Origin of the sequence: Streptomyces xantholiticus (assembly GCF_014651015.1) — a bacterium.
In the GTDB taxonomy this organism is placed as follows: domain Bacteria; phylum Actinomycetota; class Actinomycetes; order Streptomycetales; family Streptomycetaceae; genus Streptomyces; species Streptomyces xantholiticus.
In genome coordinates this window covers 257,394-277,176 of the sequence record NZ_BMWB01000004.1, presented here as the reverse complement: position 1 = coordinate 277,176, position 19,783 = coordinate 257,394, and the positions used below count along the sequence as shown (strand labels likewise).

General features: G+C 69.5%; 16 protein-coding genes. 11 read left to right on the top strand and 5 right to left on the bottom strand.

All coding sequences use genetic code 11. The annotated features are described in order from the left end of the window. Positions 1-5: 5 nt before the first annotated feature. Positions 6-770, bottom strand: coding sequence for an IclR family transcriptional regulator (locus IE198_RS09855; RefSeq protein ID WP_189884842.1), 765 nt, complete (start codon positions 768-770; stop codon positions 6-8). Positions 771-1,011: 241 nt separating this feature from the next. Between IE198_RS09855 and metH the strand changes: the two genes are divergently transcribed. The 3 genes from metH to IE198_RS09840 all read left to right on the top strand — a co-directional run bounded on the left by metH (position 1,012) and on the right by IE198_RS09840 (position 7,443). Beyond that, positions 1,012-4,521, top strand: coding sequence for a methionine synthase (gene metH / locus IE198_RS09850; protein ID WP_189884840.1), 3,510 nt, complete (start codon positions 1,012-1,014; stop codon positions 4,519-4,521). Positions 4,522-4,630: 109 nt separating this feature from the next. Next, positions 4,631-5,332 (top strand): HAD family hydrolase, encoded by a 702-nt coding sequence (locus tag IE198_RS09845; RefSeq protein WP_100106340.1) that lies wholly within the window; start codon positions 4,631-4,633, stop codon positions 5,330-5,332. Between the two features lie 509 nt (positions 5,333-5,841). Further along, positions 5,842-7,443 (top strand): ABC transporter substrate-binding protein, encoded by a 1,602-nt coding sequence (locus IE198_RS09840; protein ID WP_189884838.1) that lies wholly within the window; start codon positions 5,842-5,844, stop codon positions 7,441-7,443. A gap of 95 nt (positions 7,444-7,538) precedes the next feature. On the opposite strand, the gene IE198_RS09835 is transcribed toward IE198_RS09840, so the two are convergent. Further along, entirely contained in the window at positions 7,539-8,210 is a 672-nt protein-coding gene (locus IE198_RS09835) for a response regulator (RefSeq protein ID WP_100106338.1), read from the bottom strand. Between the two features lie 13 nt (positions 8,211-8,223). Then, a complete protein-coding gene (locus IE198_RS09830) occupies positions 8,224-9,183 on the bottom strand; it encodes a RecB family exonuclease (protein WP_189884836.1) in 960 nt (319 codons plus the stop codon). Positions 9,184-9,257: 74 nt separating this feature from the next. Between IE198_RS09830 and IE198_RS09825 the strand changes: the two genes are divergently transcribed. The 3 genes from IE198_RS09825 to IE198_RS09815 all read left to right on the top strand — a co-directional run bounded on the left by IE198_RS09825 (position 9,258) and on the right by IE198_RS09815 (position 12,200). After that, positions 9,258-10,502, top strand: coding sequence for a site-2 protease family protein (locus IE198_RS09825; protein ID WP_189884834.1), 1,245 nt, complete (start codon positions 9,258-9,260; stop codon positions 10,500-10,502). An 18-nt stretch (positions 10,503-10,520) separates the two neighbouring features. Continuing rightward, complete coding sequence (locus IE198_RS09820) at positions 10,521-11,408, top strand: tRNA (adenine-N1)-methyltransferase (protein WP_005319518.1); 888 nt, start codon at positions 10,521-10,523, stop codon at positions 11,406-11,408. A gap of 165 nt (positions 11,409-11,573) precedes the next feature. Then, on the top strand, positions 11,574-12,200 hold the full coding sequence (locus tag IE198_RS09815) for a hypothetical protein (RefSeq protein ID WP_189885107.1): 627 nt from the start codon (positions 11,574-11,576) through the stop codon (positions 12,198-12,200). A gap of 28 nt (positions 12,201-12,228) precedes the next feature. Here the strand turns inward: IE198_RS09815 and IE198_RS09810 are convergent, their stop codons facing one another. Continuing rightward, the gene (locus IE198_RS09810) at positions 12,229-12,540 is read right to left on the bottom strand and encodes a ferredoxin (RefSeq protein ID WP_189884832.1); all 312 of its coding nucleotides are present in this window, start codon (positions 12,538-12,540) and stop codon (positions 12,229-12,231) included. A gap of 264 nt (positions 12,541-12,804) precedes the next feature. Here IE198_RS09810 and arc point away from each other — a divergent pair, with 264 nt between their 5' ends. The 5 genes from arc (at position 12,805) to prcA (ending at position 18,541) form a co-directional block, all read left to right on the top strand. Continuing rightward, positions 12,805-14,571: a proteasome ATPase gene (gene arc / locus IE198_RS09805; protein WP_189884830.1), complete on the top strand. Its 1,767-nt coding sequence runs from the start codon at positions 12,805-12,807 to the stop codon at positions 14,569-14,571. Between the two features lie 258 nt (positions 14,572-14,829). Next, positions 14,830-16,341 (top strand): depupylase/deamidase Dop, encoded by a 1,512-nt coding sequence (gene dop, locus IE198_RS09800; protein ID WP_373299814.1) that lies wholly within the window; start codon positions 14,830-14,832, stop codon positions 16,339-16,341. A 121-nt stretch (positions 16,342-16,462) separates the two neighbouring features. After that, on the top strand, positions 16,463-16,681 hold the full coding sequence (locus IE198_RS09795; RefSeq protein WP_100106333.1) for a ubiquitin-like protein Pup: 219 nt from the start codon (positions 16,463-16,465) through the stop codon (positions 16,679-16,681). Between the two features lie 145 nt (positions 16,682-16,826). After that, positions 16,827-17,672: a proteasome subunit beta gene (gene prcB, locus IE198_RS09790; RefSeq protein WP_189884828.1), complete on the top strand. Its 846-nt coding sequence runs from the start codon at positions 16,827-16,829 to the stop codon at positions 17,670-17,672. 44 nt (positions 17,673-17,716) lie between these two features. Beyond that, complete coding sequence (prcA, locus tag IE198_RS09785) at positions 17,717-18,541, top strand: proteasome subunit alpha (protein WP_189884826.1); 825 nt, start codon at positions 17,717-17,719, stop codon at positions 18,539-18,541. A 75-nt stretch (positions 18,542-18,616) separates the two neighbouring features. Here prcA and IE198_RS09780 read toward each other — a convergent pair whose 3' ends face one another. Further along, complete coding sequence (locus IE198_RS09780) at positions 18,617-19,660, bottom strand: LacI family DNA-binding transcriptional regulator (protein WP_189884824.1); 1,044 nt, start codon at positions 19,658-19,660, stop codon at positions 18,617-18,619. Positions 19,661-19,783: the final 123 nt, after the last annotated feature.

The window sequence follows — 19,783 nt, the reverse complement described above, 5'->3', positions numbered from 1 at the left end:
GCCGGTCAGAACCGCCCGGCGCCCAGATCCCTCGAAACGGCGCGGGCGCAGTCCCGCACCGCCGCGACCAGCTCGGAACGGAGCTCCCCGTCGTCACAGACCCGCTCCACGGCGCCCGTGATGGCGACGGCGCCCACGGGCATCCGCCGGCGGTCGTGGATGGGCGCGGCGACGGCGGCGACGCCCTCCCAGGTCTCCTCGACATCGGCGGCCCAGCCGCGCGCCCGGGCGTGGTCGAGTACCGACTCGAAGGCATCTATGTCCGTGACGGTCCGCGGGGTGAACGCCTTGCGGTCGACCTCCAGCGCTTCCGTGTGTGCCACCGGGTCGAAGGCGGAGAGGACCTTGCCGAGGGCGGTGGAGTGCAGCGGCTGCATGGCCCCCACCTCGAGCACCTGCCGGCTGTCGTCGGGCCGGAAGACGTGGTGCACGATCAGCACACCGTGCTGGTGCAGTACGCCGAGGTGGACGCTCTCCCCGCTGGAGCGGGCCAGGTCGTCCGTCCAGACCAGGGCGCGGGCCCGCAGCTCGTGCACGTCCAGGTAGCTGTTGCCGAGCCGCAGCAGCTCGGCGCCCAGCTGGTAGCGGCCGGAGGCGGCGTCCTGTTCGACGAATCCCTCCGCCTGCAGGGTCCGCAGGATGCCGTGGGCCGTACCCTTGGCCAGGGCGAGCGACGAGGCGATGTCCGACAGGCCCAGCCGGCGTTCGCCGCCCGCGAGCAGTCGCAGCATCGCGGCCGCCCGCTCAAGTGACTGGATGTTCTTCGCCATCGGATCGGCCCTTCTGCAAACACGGTTCGACAATGCTGAACACTATCGGTCGATGCCGACCTCGGTCATAGCGGACCGAGTATCTCGCGCTGAAGGCCTGCGGAAAACGGCGGAGACATGCCGCCGTCCGCCCCGTGGGACACCTCCACGCGTCGGCGGCCCGCCCGGCTACTCTGGCTGGGTGCGCCTTCCACCGGAAGACGCAAAGCCGACAGCCGTCGCATCCCAGGGAGCTGCATCCATGGCCTCGTTGCCGACCCCCTCCGCTGACAGCCGGACCCGTATCGACGCACTGCGCGAAGCACTCGCCACCCGGGTGGTGGTTGCAGACGGCGCGATGGGCACCATGCTCCAGGCGCAGGATCCGACGCTCGAGGACTTCCAGAACCTCGAGGGCTGCAACGAGGTGCTCAACGTCACCCGCCCCGACATCGTCCGCTCCGTGCATGCCGCCTACCTCGAGGTCGGCGTCGACTGCGTGGAGACGAACACCTTCGGCGCCAACCACTCCGCCATGGGCGAGTACGACATCGCGGAGCGGGTGTACGAGCTCTCCGAGTCCGGCGCGCGGATCGCCCGCGAGGTGGCCGACGAGTACACCGCCTCCACCGGAGAGCAGCGCTGGGTGCTCGGCTCGATGGGTCCCGGCACCAAGCTGCCGACCCTCGGGCACGCCCCCTACACGGTGCTCAGGGACGGCTTCCAGCAGAACGCGGAGGGCCTGATCGCCGGTGGCGCGGACGCGCTGCTGGTGGAGACGACGCAGGACCTGCTCCAGACCAAGGCCGCGATCCTGGGCGCGCGCCGCGCCATGGAGGCGACGGGCGCCGACCTTCCGCTGCTGTGTTCGCTCGCCTTCGAGACGACCGGCACGATGCTGCTCGGCTCCGAGATCGGCGCGGCGCTGACCGCGCTGGAGCCCCTGGGTGTCGACATGATCGGCCTGAACTGCTCCACCGGCCCCGCCGAGATGAGCGAGCACCTGCGCTACCTCACGCGCCACTCCCGTATCCCGCTGCTGTGCATGCCCAATGCGGGTCTGCCGGTGCTCACCAAGGACGGCGCGCACTTCCCGCTCGGCCCGGAGGGACTGGCAGACGCCCAGGAGCAGTTCGTGACCGACTACGGCCTCTCGCTGGTGGGTGGCTGCTGCGGCACGACGCCGGAGCACCTGCGTCAGCTGGTGGAGCGGGTGCGGGGTACGCAGCCGTCCGCGCGGAACCCGCGTCCGGAGCCGGGTGCGGCGTCGCTGTACCAGACGGTGCCCTTCCGTCAGGACACCGCGTACATGGCGATCGGGGAGCGGACGAACGCCAACGGGTCGAAGAAGTTCCGTGAGGCCATGCTGGCGGGCCGGTGGGACGACTGCGTGGAGATGGCTCGCGACCAGATCCGCGAGGGCGCCCACATGCTCGACCTGTGCGTCGACTACGTCGGCCGGGACGGTGTGGCCGACATGGAGGAGCTGGCCGGCCGCTTCGCGACCGCCTCGACGCTGCCGATCGTGCTGGACTCGACCGAGGTCGACGTGATCCGGGCGGGTCTGGAGAAGCTGGGCGGCCGTGCGGTCATCAACTCGGTGAACTACGAGGACGGCGACGGGCCCGAGTCCCGGTTCGCCAAGGTGACGCGGCTGGCGAAGGAGCACGGTGCGGCGCTGATCGCGCTGACGATCGACGAGGAGGGCCAGGCCCGCACGGCCGAGCACAAGGTCGCGATCGCCGAGCGCATCATCGAGGACCTGACCGGCAACTGGGGGATCCACGAGTCGGACATCCTCATGGACACGCTCACCTTCACCATCTGCACCGGTCAGGAGGAGTCCCGCAAGGACGGCCTCAACACCATCGAGGCCATCCGTGAGCTGAAGCGTCGTCACCCGGACGTGCAGACCACGCTGGGCCTGTCGAACATCTCCTTCGGCCTCAACCCGGCCGCCCGTATCCTGCTCAACTCCGTCTTCCTCGACGAGTGCGTGAAGGCCGGTCTTGACTCGGCGATCGTGCACGCCTCGAAGATCCTGCCGATCGCGCGGTTCGACGAGGAGCAGGTCACCACTGCCCTCGACCTGATCTACGACCGCCGCAGCGAGGGGTACGACCCGCTGCAGAAGCTGATGCAGCTGTTCGAGGGCGCCACCACCACGTCGCTGAAGGCGGGCAAGGCCGAGGAATTGGCCGCGCTTCCGCTCGACGAGCGGCTGCAGCGGCGCATCATCGACGGCGAGAAGAACGGTCTCGAGAAGGACCTGGACGAGGCGCTCACGGAGCGTGCGGCGCTCGACATCGTCAACGACACGCTGCTGGAGGGCATGAAGGTCGTCGGCGAGCTCTTCGGCTCCGGCCAGATGCAGCTGCCGTTCGTGCTGCAGTCGGCCGAGGTCATGAAGCTCGCGGTCGCCCACCTGGAGCCGCACATGGAGAAGTCGGACGCGGAGGGCAAGGGCACCATCGTCCTGGCCACCGTTCGCGGCGACGTCCACGACATCGGCAAGAACCTCGTGGACATCATCCTGTCGAACAACGGCTACAACGTCGTCAACCTCGGCATCAAGCAGCCCGTCTCCGCGATCCTCGACGCCGCCCGGGAGCACAGGGCCGACGTCATCGGCATGTCCGGCCTGCTGGTCAAGTCCACGGTGATCATGAAGGAGAACCTGGAGGAGCTCAACCAGCGCAAGATGGCCGCCGACTACCCGGTCATCCTCGGCGGCGCGGCCCTCACTCGCGCCTATGTCGAGCAGGACCTCCACGAACTCTACGAGGGCGAAGTCCGCTACGCCCGCGACGCGTTCGAGGGCCTGCGTCTGATGGACGCCCTCATCGGCGTCAAGCGCGGTGTACCCGGCGCGGCCCTGCCCGAGCTCAAGCAGCGCAGGGTCAGGGCCACCACGACGGTCGTCGAGGAGCGCCCGGAGGAGGGCGCGGCCCGCTCCGACGTCGCCACCGACAACCCGGTGCCCACCCCGCCCTTCTGGGGCACCCGCGTCGCCAAGGGCATTCCGCTCAAGGACTACGCCTCCTGGCTCGACGAAGGCGCCCTGTTCAAGGGCCAGTGGGGACTCAAGCAGTCCCGGGCGGGCGACGGCCCCTCGTACGAGGAACTGGTGGAGACCGAGGGCCGGCCCCGGCTGCGCGGCCTTCTGGACCGTCTGCAGACCGACAACCTCCTCGAAGCCGCCGTCGTCCACGGCTACTTCCCGTGCGTGTCCAAGGGCGACGACCTGATCATCCTCGGCGAGGACGGCTCGGAGCGGACCCGCTTCACCTTCCCGCGCCAGCGCCGCGGCCGCCGGCTGTGCCTGGCCGACTTCTTCCGGGCCGAGGAGTCCGGTGAGACCGACGTGGTCGGTCTGCAGGTGGTCACGGTCGGCTCGCGGATCGGTGAGGAGACCGCCAAGCTCTTCGAGGCCAACGCCTACCGCGAGTACCTCGAACTGCACGGTCTGTCCGTCCAGCTCGCCGAGGCCCTCGCCGAGTACTGGCACGCCCGGGTGCGCGCCGAACTCGGCTTCGCCGGGGAGGACCCGGCCGCGGTCGAGGACATGTTCGCGCTGAAGTACCGTGGCGCCCGGTTCTCGCTCGGCTACGGAGCGTGCCCCGACCTCGAGGACCGCGCCAAGATCGCGGAGCTGCTCGAGCCGGAGCGTATCGGGGTGAAGCTGTCGGAGGAGTTCCAGCTCCACCCCGAGCAGTCCACCGACGCGATCGTGATCCACCACCCCGAGGCGAAGTATTTCAACGCACGCTGATCGGGCGCGTCGTACACTGGTCGGTCCAGTGCAGGCCGGTCGCCTGTCCCCGCGGGAACAGCCGCTGGGACAGGTGGCCGGCCTTCTCGTCCCTCCCGGAGGTGTGCCTATGACCAGCACGGTCCCCGCGTCGCTCACCCGTTCGGCGGAAGCGGCCGCTCTGCAGGCCGTCTTTCTCGACATGGACGGCACCCTCGTCGACACCGAGGGCTTCTGGTGGGACGCGGAGGTGGAGGTCTTCGCCGACCTCGGTCACCGCCTGGACGAGGCATGGCGGGACGTGGTGGTCGGCGGGCCGATGACCCGTAGCGCCGGCTACCTCATCGAGGCAACCGGCGCCGACATCACCCTTGCGGAACTGACCGTGCTGCTCAACGACAAGTTCGAGGAGCGGATCGGCCGGGGCGTGCCCCTGATGCCGGGCGCTGCCCGGCTGCTCACCGAACTGGCCGCGCACAATGTGCCCACCGCCTTGGTATCCGCCTCGCACCGGCGCATCATCGACCGCATCCTCGCCTCACTCGGCCCCCAGCACTTCGCGCTCTCGGTCGCCGGGGACGAGGTGCCGCGTACCAAGCCGCACCCCGACCCGTATCTGCTCGCGGCCCAGGGCCTCGGCGCGGAGCCGGCGAGATGCGCCGTCGTGGAGGACACGGCCACCGGCGTGGCGGCCGCGGAGGCGGCAGGCTGCAGGGTGGTCGCCGTCCCCTCGGTGGCGCCGATCCGGCCGGCCGACGGACGGGTCGTCGTCTCCTCCCTCGAGGAAGTCGACGTGGTGTTTCTGCGCACCCTGATCAGCGCCAGGCAGTGATACGTGCCCTGTCCCGTGTTTCTGTGAAACGGAAAGACTCGGGGCAGTCCCGACATGCTTTTCCGCGACCGGCCGGCAGATTGCCGAGCCGGTCGCTGATGTGTTCGTACGGCGTGACCTTCGTCACTGTGCGTGCTGTGCCGGCCCGGGTGATTTGTCTATGACACCTGGTTCGAGGGGGGCCCGGCAGGAGGATGTGTCCTGATTGGTGCCCAGGTTCACGAATCTTCCGTGGTGAAGCCATCTACTCACAGGCATCGCTGATCACTCAGCGATCACGGCCCAACTCGGGCCCGTTCACGGTTTCCTGGCGTTCCGACTAATCTCGTCGCCGAGAGCTTCGCTGCACCACCCGCGGTGTCCCGGACGGCCACCCAGCTGCCGGAAACACCGGACCGATCGTCTGTATCCCCGGCCCGATCGCACCGCCCAGACCAGGCGGATGCGGCGGAGTGTCTTGCACACATCGCTGTATCACAGTGCCGGATGGATGAGGGAGAACGTCCAGGATGAACCGTAAGACTTTGGTGCTGCCGGCCGTGGTCAGCCTGCTCGCGCCCGTGCTCGTCGCCTGCGGCAGCACGGACGGCGGGTCCGGCGGCGGTGATGCCATAGTCGTGGGCACCACGGACCAGTTCGTCGCCGGCGAGGACGCCCCGGCACCCCTGGACCCGGCCTACGCCTACGACACCGGTGCCTGGAACGTCCTGCGGCAGACCCTGCAGACCCTGATGCGCACGCCGCGCGGCGGCGGCGAGCCCGTGCCGGATGCGGCGGAGTCCTGCATCTTCACCGACACGGTGAGCGAGAGCTACCGCTGCAAGCTGCGCAGCGGCCTCCAGTTCGCCGACGGCACCCCGGTGACCGCAGAGGACGTCAAGTTCTCCGTCCAGCGTGTCCTGGACATCGACGCCGACAACGGCACCGCCGCCCTGCTCTCGAACATCGACACCATCGAGACCAAGGGCGACGACGAGATCATCTTCCATCTCGCCATACCGGACGCCACCTTCCCGTACAAGCTCTCGACGCCGGCCGCCGGCATCGTCAGCAAGGAGAAGTACGACGGGAAGAAGCTGCGCGAGGGGTTCCAGGTCGACGGCTCCGGCCCGTACACCATGAAGACCGAGACCGACGGCGACAAGATCTCCCAGGTCGTCTTCACCAAGAACCCGCAGTACAAGGGCGATCTTAAGCTCAAGAACGACAAGGTGGTCCTGCGCTCGTTCCCCGACGCCGACGCGATGGGCAAAGCGCTCGAGTCCGGCGACATCGACATGATGACCCGCGCCATGTCGCCGGAGCAGATCAAGGACATGGTGGAGAACCCCAAGGACGGCATCGAGCTCACCGAGGTGCCCGGCCTGGAGATCCGCTACCTCGCCTTCGACACCAGCGACCCGACGGTGAAGGACAAGGCCGTCCGGCAGGCCGTCGCGTCGCTCGTCGACCGCGGTCAGATCGCCGAAGAGGTGTACGGCGCCACCGCGGAGCCGCTCTACTCGCTCATCCCGAAGAGCATCTCCGCGCACACCAACTCGTTCTACAACAAGTACGGCGAGCCCAGTCGGAAGAAGGCCGCCGCGCTGCTGAACGGGGCCGGTGTCGACACCCCGGTCAAGCTGACGCTGCACTACACCACCGACCACTACGGCGAGGGCACGGCCAAGGAGTTCGAGGCGCTCCGCGACCAGCTGAACGCGAGCAAGCTGTTCGACGTCAGGATCGAGGGCACCGAGTGGTCCAAGTTCCGGCCCGCCCAGAAGCGCGGCGACTACGCCGTCTACGGGCTCGGCTGGTTCCCCGACTTCCCGGACCCGGACAACTACACCGCGCCGTTCCTCGGTGAGGGCAACTTCCTCAACTCGCCCTATGTGAGCGAGAAGGCCCGTGCGCTCATCGTCGAGTCCCGGCGTGAGGTCGACCGCACGGCGGCTGCCCCGGCCTTCAAGCAGATGCAGGAAATAGTCGCCGCCGACGTGCCCGTGCTGCCGCTGTGGCAGGGCAAGCAGTTCGTCGCGGCACGCGACGACGTCACCGGCGTCGAGTGGGTGCTGAACTCGAGCTCCGACCTCCAGCTGTGGGAGCTCTCCAAGGGCGGCACCGCCTGATCCGGGCGGCCCGGCCGACATCGACGACCGGCCCCGGGCAGCTGCTTCGAGCACCTGCCCGGGGCCGAGCCGGTTCGGCCCCGGGCAGGCCCCGGCTACTGGGCGCCGGGGCGCACCAGACCGCTCTCGTACGCGTACACCGCCGCCTGGACCCGGTCGCGCAGACTCAGCTTGGTCAGCACATGGCCGACGTGCGTCTTGACGGTCGTCTCGCTGACGAAGAGGTCCGCCGCGATCTCCGCGTTGGACAGCCCGCGCGCGACCAGCTTGAGCACCTCCACCTCGCGGTCGGTCAGCGTGTGCAGCGTGTTCGGAACCGGGTCCTCGCCGGACGGCAGATGGTCGGCGTACTTGTCGAGCAGACGCCGGGTGATGCTCGGCGCCAGCATGGCCTCGCCGGCCGCGACCACCCGGATCGCCTGGACCAGCTCGCCCGCGGGCGCGTCCTTCAGCAGAAAGCCGCTCGCGCCCGCCCGCAACGCCTCCACGACGTACTCGTCGAGGTCGAAGGTCGTCAGCACCAGGACCTTCGCCGGGCCGTCCCGTCCCGGTCCGGTGATCTGCCGGGTCGCCTCCACGCCGTCCATCCGCGGCATCCGGATGTCCATCAGCACCACGTCGGGCTGGAGCGCCCGCACCTGGTCGAGAGCCTGGAGACCGTCGCCGGCCTCACCGACCACCGCGATGTCCTGCTCGGCCTCGAGGATCATCCGGAAACCGGTGCGCAGCAGCGGTTGGTCGTCGACCAGTAGGACGCGGATAGCCACGGGTACTCCTTCTTTAGACCGGGCCCATTCTGCCCTGACCATCCTCGGCCGACGCGCGCGGGGAAACACGCAGCGGATAAACCGGGGGAGTGCCGCCGAATTCCGGACACACCGACTGGTGGTCGCACCAGCCGCACAGCTTCGTCGGCCGCGGCCGCCAGTCACCTGTCTCCGTGGCCAGGCGGATCGCTTCCCACAGCGCCAGCAACTTGCGCTCCATGCGCTCCAGATCGTCCGGCACCGGGTCGTACGTCAGCACATCACCGCTGCCCAGATAGACCAGTTGCAGCCGACGCGGCATCACCTGCTTCAGACGCCGGATCACCAGCGCGTAGAACTTCATCTGGAACAGCGCGCCCTCGCTGTACTCCGGACGCGGGGCCTTGCCCGTCTTGTAGTCGACGATCCGCACCTCGCCGCTCGGTGCGATGTCCACCCGGTCGATCACCCCGCGCAGCCGCAGCCCCGACTCCAGCTCCGTCTCCACGAACATCTCGCGCTCGGCCGGCTCGAGCCGCGTCGGGTCCTCCAGCGTGAACCACCGCTCCACCAGTTGCTCCGCCTCGCCCAGCCAGCGCGACAGCCGCTCGCCGTCCGCGTCCTGCGCGAACAGCTCGCCCAGCTCCGGCCGGGACTCGAGCAGCCGGCTCCACTGGCCGGGAATCATCGCCTTCGCGCGCGGCGCCGTTCGCTCGGCCGCCGGGTCGTCGAAGAGCCGCTCCAGCACCGCGTGCACCAGCGTCCCGCGGGTCGCCGCCTCGCTCGGCTTCTCGGGCAGCCGGTCGATCACCCGGAATCGGTAGAGCAGCGGGCACTGCATGAAGTCGCTCGCGCGTGACGGCGACAGCGACGTGGGCTGCGTCCGCCGGGCGGACCCGTCCACCGCCTCGGGCGTGACCGGTTCCGCGGGCTGCTGGCTCGTACTCATGACGCAGACCCTACGGCCCGCCACTGACAGCGAGCGGCATACCATCGACGACAGACCCCGAACACTGCATCATGCCGAGCGGGCGACGCACGACGTGACCATCGGAACGAAGGGAACACGTGAACGAGGACGACACGAGCGGTGAGCGCGAGCAGGCGGGGACCGGGCCGGACAAGCCGTCCGGCGGCGGCAGACCGCGACGCCCCGCCGAACCCGGCGGCGGCCTCCTCATGGGCCGCCCTTTCGGCGTGCCCGTCTACGTCGCCCCCAGCTGGTTCGTCGTCGCCGCGCTGATCACCTGGGTCTTCGGCGGACAGCTCGACCGCGTACTGCCGGAGCTCGGCAACGCGCGCTATCTCGTGTCCCTGTTCTTCGCCGTCGCCTTCTACGCCTCGGTCCTCGTCCACGAACTGGCCCACACCGTCGCGGCCCTCCGGTTCAAACTGCCGGTGCGCCGCATCCAGCTGCAGTTCTTCGGCGGCGTCTCCGAGATCGAGAAGGAGACGGAGACCCCGGGCCGTGAGTTCTGGCTCGCCTTCGTCGGACCGCTCCTCTCGCTCGCCCTGGCAGGCGTCTTCTACCTCGGTCTGTACGCGGTGGAGCCGGGCACCGTGCCCGGGGTGCTCCTCGCCGGTCTGATGATCTCCAACCTCATCGTGGCCGCCTTCAACCTGCTGCCCGGTCTGCCCCTCGACGGCGGCCGGATGCTGCGGGCCGTCGTCTGGAAGATCACCGGCAGGCCCATGGCCGGCACCGTCGCCGCCGCCTGGGTCGGCCGGGCGCTCGCCGTCGCCGTCCTCATCGGACTGCCGCTGCTCACCCACACCGGGGCCCTCGGGAACTCCACCGAGGACATCGGCGGCATGGAGACCGTCACCGACGCCCTGCTCGCCGCCATCCTCGCCGCGATCATCTGGACCGGCGCCGGCAACAGCCTGCGGATGGCCCGTCTGCGCGAGCACCTGCCCGAACTCGCCGCCCGTGCTCTGACCCGGCGTGCCGTGCCCGTCGAGTCCGGCACCCCACTGTCGGAGGCGCTCCGCCGCGCCAACGAGGCCGGAGCCCGTGCCCTCGTCGTGGTGGACGGCCACGGCGACCCCACCGGTCTCGTCCGCGAAGCGGCCATCGTCGGCGTTCCCGAACACCGCCGCCCCTGGGTCGCGGTCAGCGGCTTGGCACAGGACCTCACCGAGGGGATGAAGGTGCCCGCGGAACTCGCCGGCGAAGCCCTGCTCGACACCCTGCGGGCCACCCCCGCCACCGAGTACCTCGTCGTGGAGGAGACAGGCGAGATCTACGGCGTCCTGTCCGCCGCGGACGTCGAGCGGGCCTTCGTCGCAGCCATGGCACGGCCCGGTTCCTGAACCCCATACACTGGTCACATGTCCGAACCGACCGGTGCCGCCCGCCGTCGCGGGCCCTTCAAGGTCGGGGACCAGGTCCAGCTCACCGACCCCAAGGGACGCCACTACACGTTCACGCTCGAGGCCGGGAAGAACTTCCACACCCACAAGGGTTCCTTCCCGCACGACGAGCTGATCGGCGCTCCCGAGGGCAGTGTTGTCCGAACCACGGGAAACGTCGCCTACCTCGCGCTGCGCCCCCTGCTCCCCGACTACGTCCTGTCCATGCCCCGCGGCGCCGCCGTGGTCTACCCCAAGGACGCGGGGCAGATCCTGGCCTTCGCCGACATCTTCCCCGGCGCCCGCGTCGTGGAGGCCGGGGTCGGCTCGGGCTCGCTCAGCAGCTTCCTCCTGCGCGCCATCGGCGACCACGGCATGCTGCACTCCTACGAGCGCCGCGCGGACTTCGCCGAGATCGCGCAGGCGAACGTCGAGCGCTACTTCGGCGGCCCGCACCCCGCGTGGCAGCTCACCGTCGGCGACCTCCAGGACAACCTGACCGACGCCGACGTCGACCGGGTCATCCTCGACATGCTCGCCCCCTGGGAGTGCCTCGAGGCCGTCTCCAAGGCGCTCGTCCCCGGCGGCATCCTGTGCTGCTACGTCGCCACCACCACCCAGCTCGCGCGCACCGTCGAGTCCATCCGCGAGATCGGCTGCTTCGCCGAGCCGCAGCCCTGGGAGTCGATGATCCGCAACTGGCACGTCGAGGGCCTGGCCGTGCGCCCCGACCATCGGATGATCGGGCACACCGGCTTCCTGGTCACCGCCCGCCGCCTCGCCGACGGCGTCGAGCCCCCGATGCGCCGCCGGCGGCCCGCCAAGGGCGCCTACGGCGAGGACTACGAGGGCCCCAACAAGGGCTGACCGGTCCGGCCGGCTCACCCGCCCAACGCATTGACGCCGCCGCCGAGTTACCGTGCCCAGCACGGAACTCGGCGGCGGCGTCCTCGTGTTGGGCGGCGGCCCGTTCGCCTCTTTACCCGAGTCTTACGGACCCCGCTGTTCCGGTGGCGTGTGACGTATGGCACGATGCTGGCCACCCTCACCGGCACAGCCCCTCAGGAGACCACTCGCGTGCAGAACTCCGTCGCCGCCCCGGACCTCGCGCACACCCATGCCCACCCGGTGCACTGGCTGGCCACGGCGGCGGCGATGGCCGCGGTGGTGGCGGGCGCCGGACTGGTGCAGCCCGACGCGGCGACGGCCTCCCAGCCCGCCGGCGGCCCCGGGACCACGACGGCAGCGGCACCCGCCTCCGCACCGGACCCGGCGGCCGTGCAGCTGCCCATCGAATGCGGCGGCCTCGGCAACGTGGTCGTCAAGAAGGCCACGGGCGACCTGGACGGCGACGGAAACCCGGAGACGGTGGTGGCCGCGCGCTGCGACGCGGGCTCGGGCACGCCGCCCAGCGGCCTCTACGTGCTCGCGAACGCCCGTGACGCAGGCCCCCGGGTGGTCGCCACCCTCGTCGAGCCCGCACAGAAGCAGAGCGTCGGCGCGCTCGCCGTGCGTGACGCCACGATCACGGCGACCCTGCTCGGCTACTCCTCGGCCGCCGTACCCAGCTGCTGCCCGGACGAGCAGGAGGGGGTCAAGTGGCAGTGGCAGGGCGGCAAGTTCGTCCGTGCCGCCCAGACCGAGGCAGGCGGTATCTGAACGCGGTACGTGATGCGTGAGTGATCCGTCACCCCGCGTCCGGGCCGTAGACCTCCACCTTGTCCGAAACCCGACGGACGTGGATGCAGTCGCCCGGGCACTCCTTCGCGGAGTCCACGACGTCACTCAGCAGCGGCAGCGGCACCGGCGTTGTGGCGCCCGGGTCCTGGAGCAGTTCGTCCTCGCCGGACTTCACGTACGCCAGCCCGTCGATGTCGAGCTCGAAGACCTCGGGTGCGTACTGCGCGCAGATCCCGTCCCCGGTGCAGAGGTCCTGGTCGATCCAGACCTCGAGGGCCTCGGCGGCACCTTCGGTGGGAACCTCGTGCTGCACGGTCATATCTCCTGCCGTTTCCTTCGCCGGGTGTAGCTCTGTGAAGCAAGTCGCGCCACCCCTGACGGGTGTTGAACGCTTCGACGATACAACCGCCCGCTTCCCGATGTTGCTGGGTGGGTATCCGGTGGGTAATCCCCTCGCATGAGGAAGAGCGCAAGGGTGAAGATCGGACACACCCCTTCCGTCTTTGTGATCTAGGGGTTTCAATCACCACCCACACAGGTAGGGTCAGGAAGCGTCCAGCTCCCCTTGGAGGAGGTGAGGACCGTGGCAGCCCACGACGACGACATCAACCGCGGCATCCGGCCGGGGCGGGGGTCTGAAGACCCAGCCGGCCAGGTCGCCTATCTCGAGCAGGAAATCGCCGTCCTGCGCCGCAAGCTCGCCGACTCTCCGCGACACACGAGGATTCTCGAAGAGCGGATCGTCGAGCTGCAGACCAATCTGGCCGGCGTGTCCGCTCAGAACGAGCGGCTCGCCAACACGCTCCGTGAGGCCCGCGACCAGATCGTGGCCCTCAAGGAGGAGGTCGACCGGCTCGCCCAGCCGCCGGCCGGCTTCGGTGTCTTCCTGCAGGCCAACGAGGACGGCACCTGCGACATCTTCACCGGCGGCCGCAAGCTCCGGGTGAACGTCAGCCCCAGCGTCGAGCTCGAAGAGCTCCGGCGCGGCCAGGAGGTCATGCTCAACGAAGCGCTCAACGTGGTCGAGGCCATGGAGTTCGAGCGTGCCGGGGACATCGTCACCCTCAAGGAGATCCTCGAGGACGGCGAGCGCGCCCTGGTGATCGGTCACACCGACGAGGAGCGGGTGGTGCGGCTCGCCGAGCCGCTGCTCGCGATGAGCATCCGCCCCGGGGACGCCCTCCTGCTCGACCCCCGATCCGGGTACGTGTACGAGGTGATCCCCAAGAGCGAGGTCGAGGAGCTCGTCCTCGAGGAGGTCCCCGACGTCGACTACGACAAGATCGGTGGCCTCGGCGGCCAGATCGAGATGATCCGCGACGCCGTCGAGCTCCCGTATCTGCACCCCGACCTCTTCAAGGAGCACGAACTGCGGCCGCCGAAGGGCATCCTGCTCTACGGCCCGCCCGGATGCGGCAAGACGTTGATCGCCAAGGCCGTCGCCAACTCCCTTGCCAAGAAGGTCGCCGAGGTGACCGGCCAGCCCGCGGGGAAGAGCTACTTCCTCAACATCAAGGGTCCCGAGCTCCTCAACAAGTACGTCGGTGAGACCGAGCGGCACATCCGCCTGGTCTTCCAGCGCGCCCGCGAGAAGGCGAGCGAGGGTACCCCCGTCATCGTCTTCTTCGACGAGATGGAGTCCCTCTTCCGCACCCGCGGATCCGGTGTCAGCTCGGACGTGGAGAACACCATCGTCCCGCAGCTCCTCGCCGAGATCGACGGTGTCGAGGGCCTGGAGAACGTGATCGTCATCGGCGCCTCCAACCGCGAGGACATGATCGACCCCGCGATCCTGCGGCCCGGCCGGCTCGACGTCAAGATCAAGATCGAGCGCCCGGACGCGGAGGCCGCCAAGGACATCTTCGCCAAGTACCTGACCCCCTCGCTCCCGCTGCACGCCGACGACCTCGGCGAGCACAGCGGATCGAAGGAAGCCGCGGCCCACGCCATGATCCAGTCGGTCGTGGAACAGATGTACGCGGAATCCGAGGAGAACCGCTTCCTCGAGGTCACGTACGCCAACGGCGACAAGGAAGTCCTCTACTTCAAGGACTTCAACTCCGGCGCGATGATCCAGAACATCGTCGACCGGGCCAAGAAGATGGCCATCAAGGCATTCCTCGACCACAACCAGAAGGGCCTTCGCGTCTCCCACCTCCTCCAGGCCTGCGTGGACGAGTTCAAGGAGAACGAGGACCTGCCCAACACCACCAACCCGGACGACTGGGCCCGCATCTCCGGCAAGAAGGGCGAGCGGATCGTCTTCATCCGCACCCTCGTCACCGGAAAGCAGGGCGCGGACACCGGCCGGTCCATCGACACGGTGGCGAACACCGGTCAGTACCTGTAAAGGCACACCGGCTGCGGATGCCGCCGGCCCCCCGCCGAAGGGAAGGGGGCGGGCATCCGCAGCCGGCTGCTTTCCGGACAGGTCCGGCCACACCGGAGCAATGACGAATTTGATCTCCCCACCCACGCAGCGGCGTTCTAGGCTCTTTCGTACCGCCGGGTCGCGCAGTGCGGGGACGGGCACCGCGCACGCACCGGAGCACCCGCGGTACTTGAGCGCCGTTCCCGGAGGGGAACGCCGCCGGGCAAGGAGGGCCGCATGACCGTACGGCGAGTAATGGGCATCGAGACGGAGTACGGGATCTCCGTCCCCGGCCACCCGAACGCCAATGCCATGCTCACCTCGTCCCAGATCGTCAACGCCTACGCGGCGGCGATGCACCGGGCGCGCCGCGCCCGCTGGGACTTCGAGGAGGAGAATCCGCTGCGGGACGCCCGCGGCTTCGACCTCGCCCGCGAGGCCGCCGACTCCAGCCAGCTCACGGACGAGGACATCGGCCTGGCCAATGTCATCCTCACCAACGGAGCCAGGCTCTACGTCGACCACGCCCACCCCGAGTACAGCTCGCCCGAGGTGACCAACCCGCGCGACGCCGTCCTCTGGGACAAGGCGGGAGAGCGGATCATGGCCGAGGCTGCCGAGCGGGCGGCGCAGCTCCCCGGCGCCCAGCCGATCCACCTCTACAAGAACAACACCGACAACAAGGGCGCCTCCTACGGCACGCACGAGAACTACCTGATGAAGCGGGAGACCCCCTTCTCGGACATCGTGCGCCACCTCACCCCGTTCTTCGTCTCCCGCCAGGTCTTCACCGGCGCCGGTCGGGTCGGAATCGGCCAGGACGGACACGAGCACGGGTTCCAGATCAGCCAGCGCGCGGACTATTTCGAGGTCGAGGTCGGGCTCGAGACCACCCTCAAGCGCCCCATCATCAACACCCGCGACGAGCCCCACTCCGACGCGGAGAAGTACCGCCGCCTCCATGTGATCATCGGCGACGCGAACCTCTCCGAGATCTCGACGTACCTCAAGCTGGGCACCACCGCCCTGGTTTTGTCGATGATCGAGGACGGCTTCATCGCGGTCGACCTCGCCGTCGAGCAGCCCGTGCGGACGCTGCACCAGGTCTCGCACGACCCGAGCCTCAAGCATCTGGTCACCCTCCGCAGCGGTCGCACACTGACCGCCGTACAACTGCAGATGGAGTACTTCGAGCTCGCGCGCAAGTACGTGGAGGAGCGGTTCGGCGCCGACGCGGACGAGCAGACCAAGGACGTCCTGACGCGCTGGGAGGACACACTGGGCAGGCTCGAGAGCGACCCGATGAGCCTCTCCGGAGAGCTGGACTGGATCGCCAAGCGCGAGCTCATGGAGGGCTACCGCCGACGCGACGACCTGGACTGGGACGCGGCCCGGCTGCACCTGGTCGACCTCCAGTACGCGGACGTACGCCCCGACAAGGGCCTGTACAACCGTCTGGCGGCCCGCGGCAAGATGAAGCGCCTGCTGGACGAGAGCGCGGTCCATCGGGCGCAGGCCAAGCCGCCGGAGGACACCAGGGCCTACTTCCGCGGCCGGTGCCTCGAGCAGTACGCGGACGACGTGGCCGCGGCCTCCTGGGACTCGGTCATCTTCGACCTGCCCGGTCGTGACTCTCTGCAACGGGTTCCCACGCTGGAGCCCCTGCGGGGGACCCGTAACCACGTCAAGGAGCTGCTGGACCGCTGCCGTAATGCGGAAGACCTGGTCCGGGTGCTCTCCGGGGGCTGAAAAGGCCACCGCCCGGGAATCATGAAGGTGGGCCCCGGACGTTGGAGAAAGTGCGGGGCCGATGTCGGACCCCGGGAGTAGGGTCTGATCAAGAACGTCGAACCCGAGCGGGGTGAGGTGCATGGCGACCAAGGACACCGGCGGCGGACAGCAGAAGGCGACGCGCTCCACCGAGGAGGTCGAGGAGCAGGCGCAGGAAGCGCAGGCTGCCGAAGACCTCAAGGAGCGGCAGGAGAAGCTCTCGGACGATGTCGACTCGGTCCTCGACGAGATCGACGACGTCTTGGAGGAGAACGCCGAGGACTTCGTGCGCTCCTTCGTGCAAAAGGGCGGTCAGTAGCCCTGGTCGTCCCCCCGGTGCCGTCGGCGAAAGCCGAGGGCACCGGGGCGGATGACCGGCGGCGGCGCGGGTAAGGTCCGTGCACAGCTCGAAAGATCGGCCCGCGCGCGATGCGGCGGGCCGCCGCCTATCCGGAAGGAAACGCGTGGAAGCCAACCCTCGTAGCACCGGGCGTCTGCCGGCAGCCTTCCTGACGCCCGGGTCCTCGTCATTCATGGACTTCCTGGGCGACCACTCGCCCGATCTGCTGCCCGGCAAGCGTGTCCTGCCGCCCCTGCAGGGGGCCGTCGAGGCGCCGCACGGGACGACGATCGTGGCCACCACGTTCCCCGGTGGTGTGGTGCTCGCCGGTGACCGGCGGGCGACGATGGGGAACATGATCGCCCAGCGCGACATCGAGAAGGTCTTCCCGGCCGACGAGTATTCGGCGGTGGGCATCGCGGGCACAGCGGGTCTCGCGGTGGAGATGGTCAAGCTGTTCCAGCTCGAGCTGGAGCACTTCGAGAAGGTCGAGGGCGTCCAGCTCTCCCTGGAGGGCAAGGCGAACCGCCTCTCCACGATGATCCGCAGCAACCTCGGCATGGCCATGCAGGGCCTCGCCGTCGTCCCGCTCTTCGCCGGTTACGACATCGACCGCGAGAAGGGCCGCATCTTCTCCTACGACGTGACGGGCGGCCGCTCCGAGGAGCACGGGTATGCCGCCACCGGCTCGGGTTCGATCTTCGCCCGAGGAGCGATGAAGAAGCTCTACCGCGAGGACCTGACCGAGCAGCAGGCAACCACCCTGGTGATCCAGGCGCTGTACGACGCGGCGGACGACGACTCGGCGACCGGCGGGCCCGACGTGGCCCGGCGCATCTATCCGATCGTCACCGTCATCACGGACGAGGGTTACCGCCGTCTCACCGAGGCGGAGACCTCCGAGATCGCGCGTTCGATCCTCGAGGGCCGCCTCACCCAGCCCGACGGTCCGCGCGCCGCGCTCCTGTGACGGCCCCGATGCACTCGCCTCTGACAGAAAGGGACGGATAGCCGGTGTCGACGCCGTTCTATGTCTCACCCCAGCAGGCCATGGCCGACCGGGCGGAGTACGCCCGCAAGGGCATCGCCCGTGGCCGCAGCCTGGTCGTGCTGCAGTACGCCGACGGCATCGTGTTCGTCGGCGAGAACCCGTCCCGTGCGCTGCACAAGTTCAGCGAGATCTACGACCGGATCGGCTTCGCCGCGGCCGGCAAGTACAACGAGTACGAGAATCTGCGCATCGGCGGCGTGCGCTACGCGGACCTGCGCGGCTACACCTACGACCGCGACGACGTGACGGCCCGTGGCCTGGCGAACGTCTACGCCCAGACCTTGGGCACGATCTTCTCCAGCGCCGGTGAGAAGCCGTACGAGGTGGAACTGGTCGTCGCAGAGGTGGGCGCCTCGCCCGAGGGCGACCAGATCTACCGGCTGCCGCACGACGGCTCGATCGTGGACGAGCACGGCTCGGTCGCGGTCGGCGGGAACGCGGAGCAGATCAGCGGTTTCCTGGACCAGCGGCACCGCGACGGCATGTCGCTCGCGGAGGCGCTGAAGCTGGCCGTACAGGCGCTTTCCAGCCAGTCGAACGGCAGCGACCGTGAGATCCCGGCGGACCGACTGGAGGTCGCGGTGCTGGACCGTACGCGGCCGCAGCAGCGGAAGTTCAAGCGGATCGTGGGCCGGCAACTGGCCCGGCTCCTGGAGGCCGACGGCGCCGCTTCCACGCCGACGGACGCGCCGTCCGACGAGGAGACGGACGAGACCGGGGGCACCCCGGGGACCGGGTCCCCGGGGACCGGCACTCCTGGGACCAGCACGCCGGAGGCGCCGGAGTAGGCCCGGCTGATCGACGGCTGCGCCCCGGACCGCCCGTGCGGCCCGGGGCGCAGTCATGTCCGCGGCCGTTGCCTCTCAGGCAAGCGGCGGGGCGGAGGAGCCCCGTACGACGAGGTCGACGGGGAGGCTGCCGTCCTCGGGGCGCCGGCCGTCGAGGACGGCGAGCAGCGCGGTCATGCCGCGCTCTCCGACCTGTTCGGCGGGCAGGCGGACGGTGGTGAGTTCGGGTTCGACGGCGGTGGCGAGGGCCAGGTCGTCGAAGCCGGTGACGGTGACGTCCTCCGGCACGCGCAGGCCGAGCCGGCGGACGGCCTTGCAGGCGCCGGCGGCGAGGATGTCGTCGTCGCAGACGATGGCCGTGGGCCGGGGTCCAGGGGCGGTGAGCGCCCGCACGGCGGCTTCCCGGCCGCTGTCCACATCGAGGGGCGCGGAGACGGTGCGCACCTGCGCGCCGGTGCCGTCCAGGGCGGTGCTGAGCGCCAGGGCGCGGACGTCGAAGGTCCAGGAGGCGACGGCGGAGGCGAGGTGCACGATCCGTCGGTGACCCAGCGTGAGCAGAAGGTCGATGACCTGGCGCATACCGTCAGCGATGTCGAGGTTGACGTGGGCGGCGGCGCCGGTGTCCCTGGGATCGCTGTCCAGCATGACCAGGGGCAGGTCGGTGCCGCGGATGGCGGTGAGCGCCTGGGCGGCCATCGAGGAGGCGATGACGCCGTCGAGGGCATCCCGCGCAGAGGCGAAGGGGTCCCTGGCGGGACCGACTCCTTCGGGCGAAGGGTAGAGGACGACGCCGAAGCCGTGCTGTGCGGCGACGGCGGCCGCCCCGGTGTAGACGCGGGCGAAGAACTCGTTGGTGAGCGCGGGGACGACGAGGAGTGCGGTCCTGGTGCGGCCGAGGCGGAGGCTGCGGGCGGCCAGGTTGGGCCGGTAGCCGAGCTCCTGGGCGGCTGCGCGGACCACGGCAGCGGTCCGTTCGGAGACCCGGCCGCGCCATTTGTCGCCGAGCACGAGGGAGACGGTGGCCTGGGAGACGCCGGCTGCGCGGGCCACGTCCCTGCTGGTGGGGCGGGTGGTGTCCGCTCCGGCAGTGGGACGGTCCTGCTGGGACCGGTGTGCCATCGTCTTCCGTCCTCGGCCGTCCGTCGGTGGTGTCATGGGGTCCGGGGCGGCGGCGCTGTGGACCCGCGGACAGTCGACATGGTACGTATGGGCGGTCAAGTTATACGTAAAACCTCGTTGATG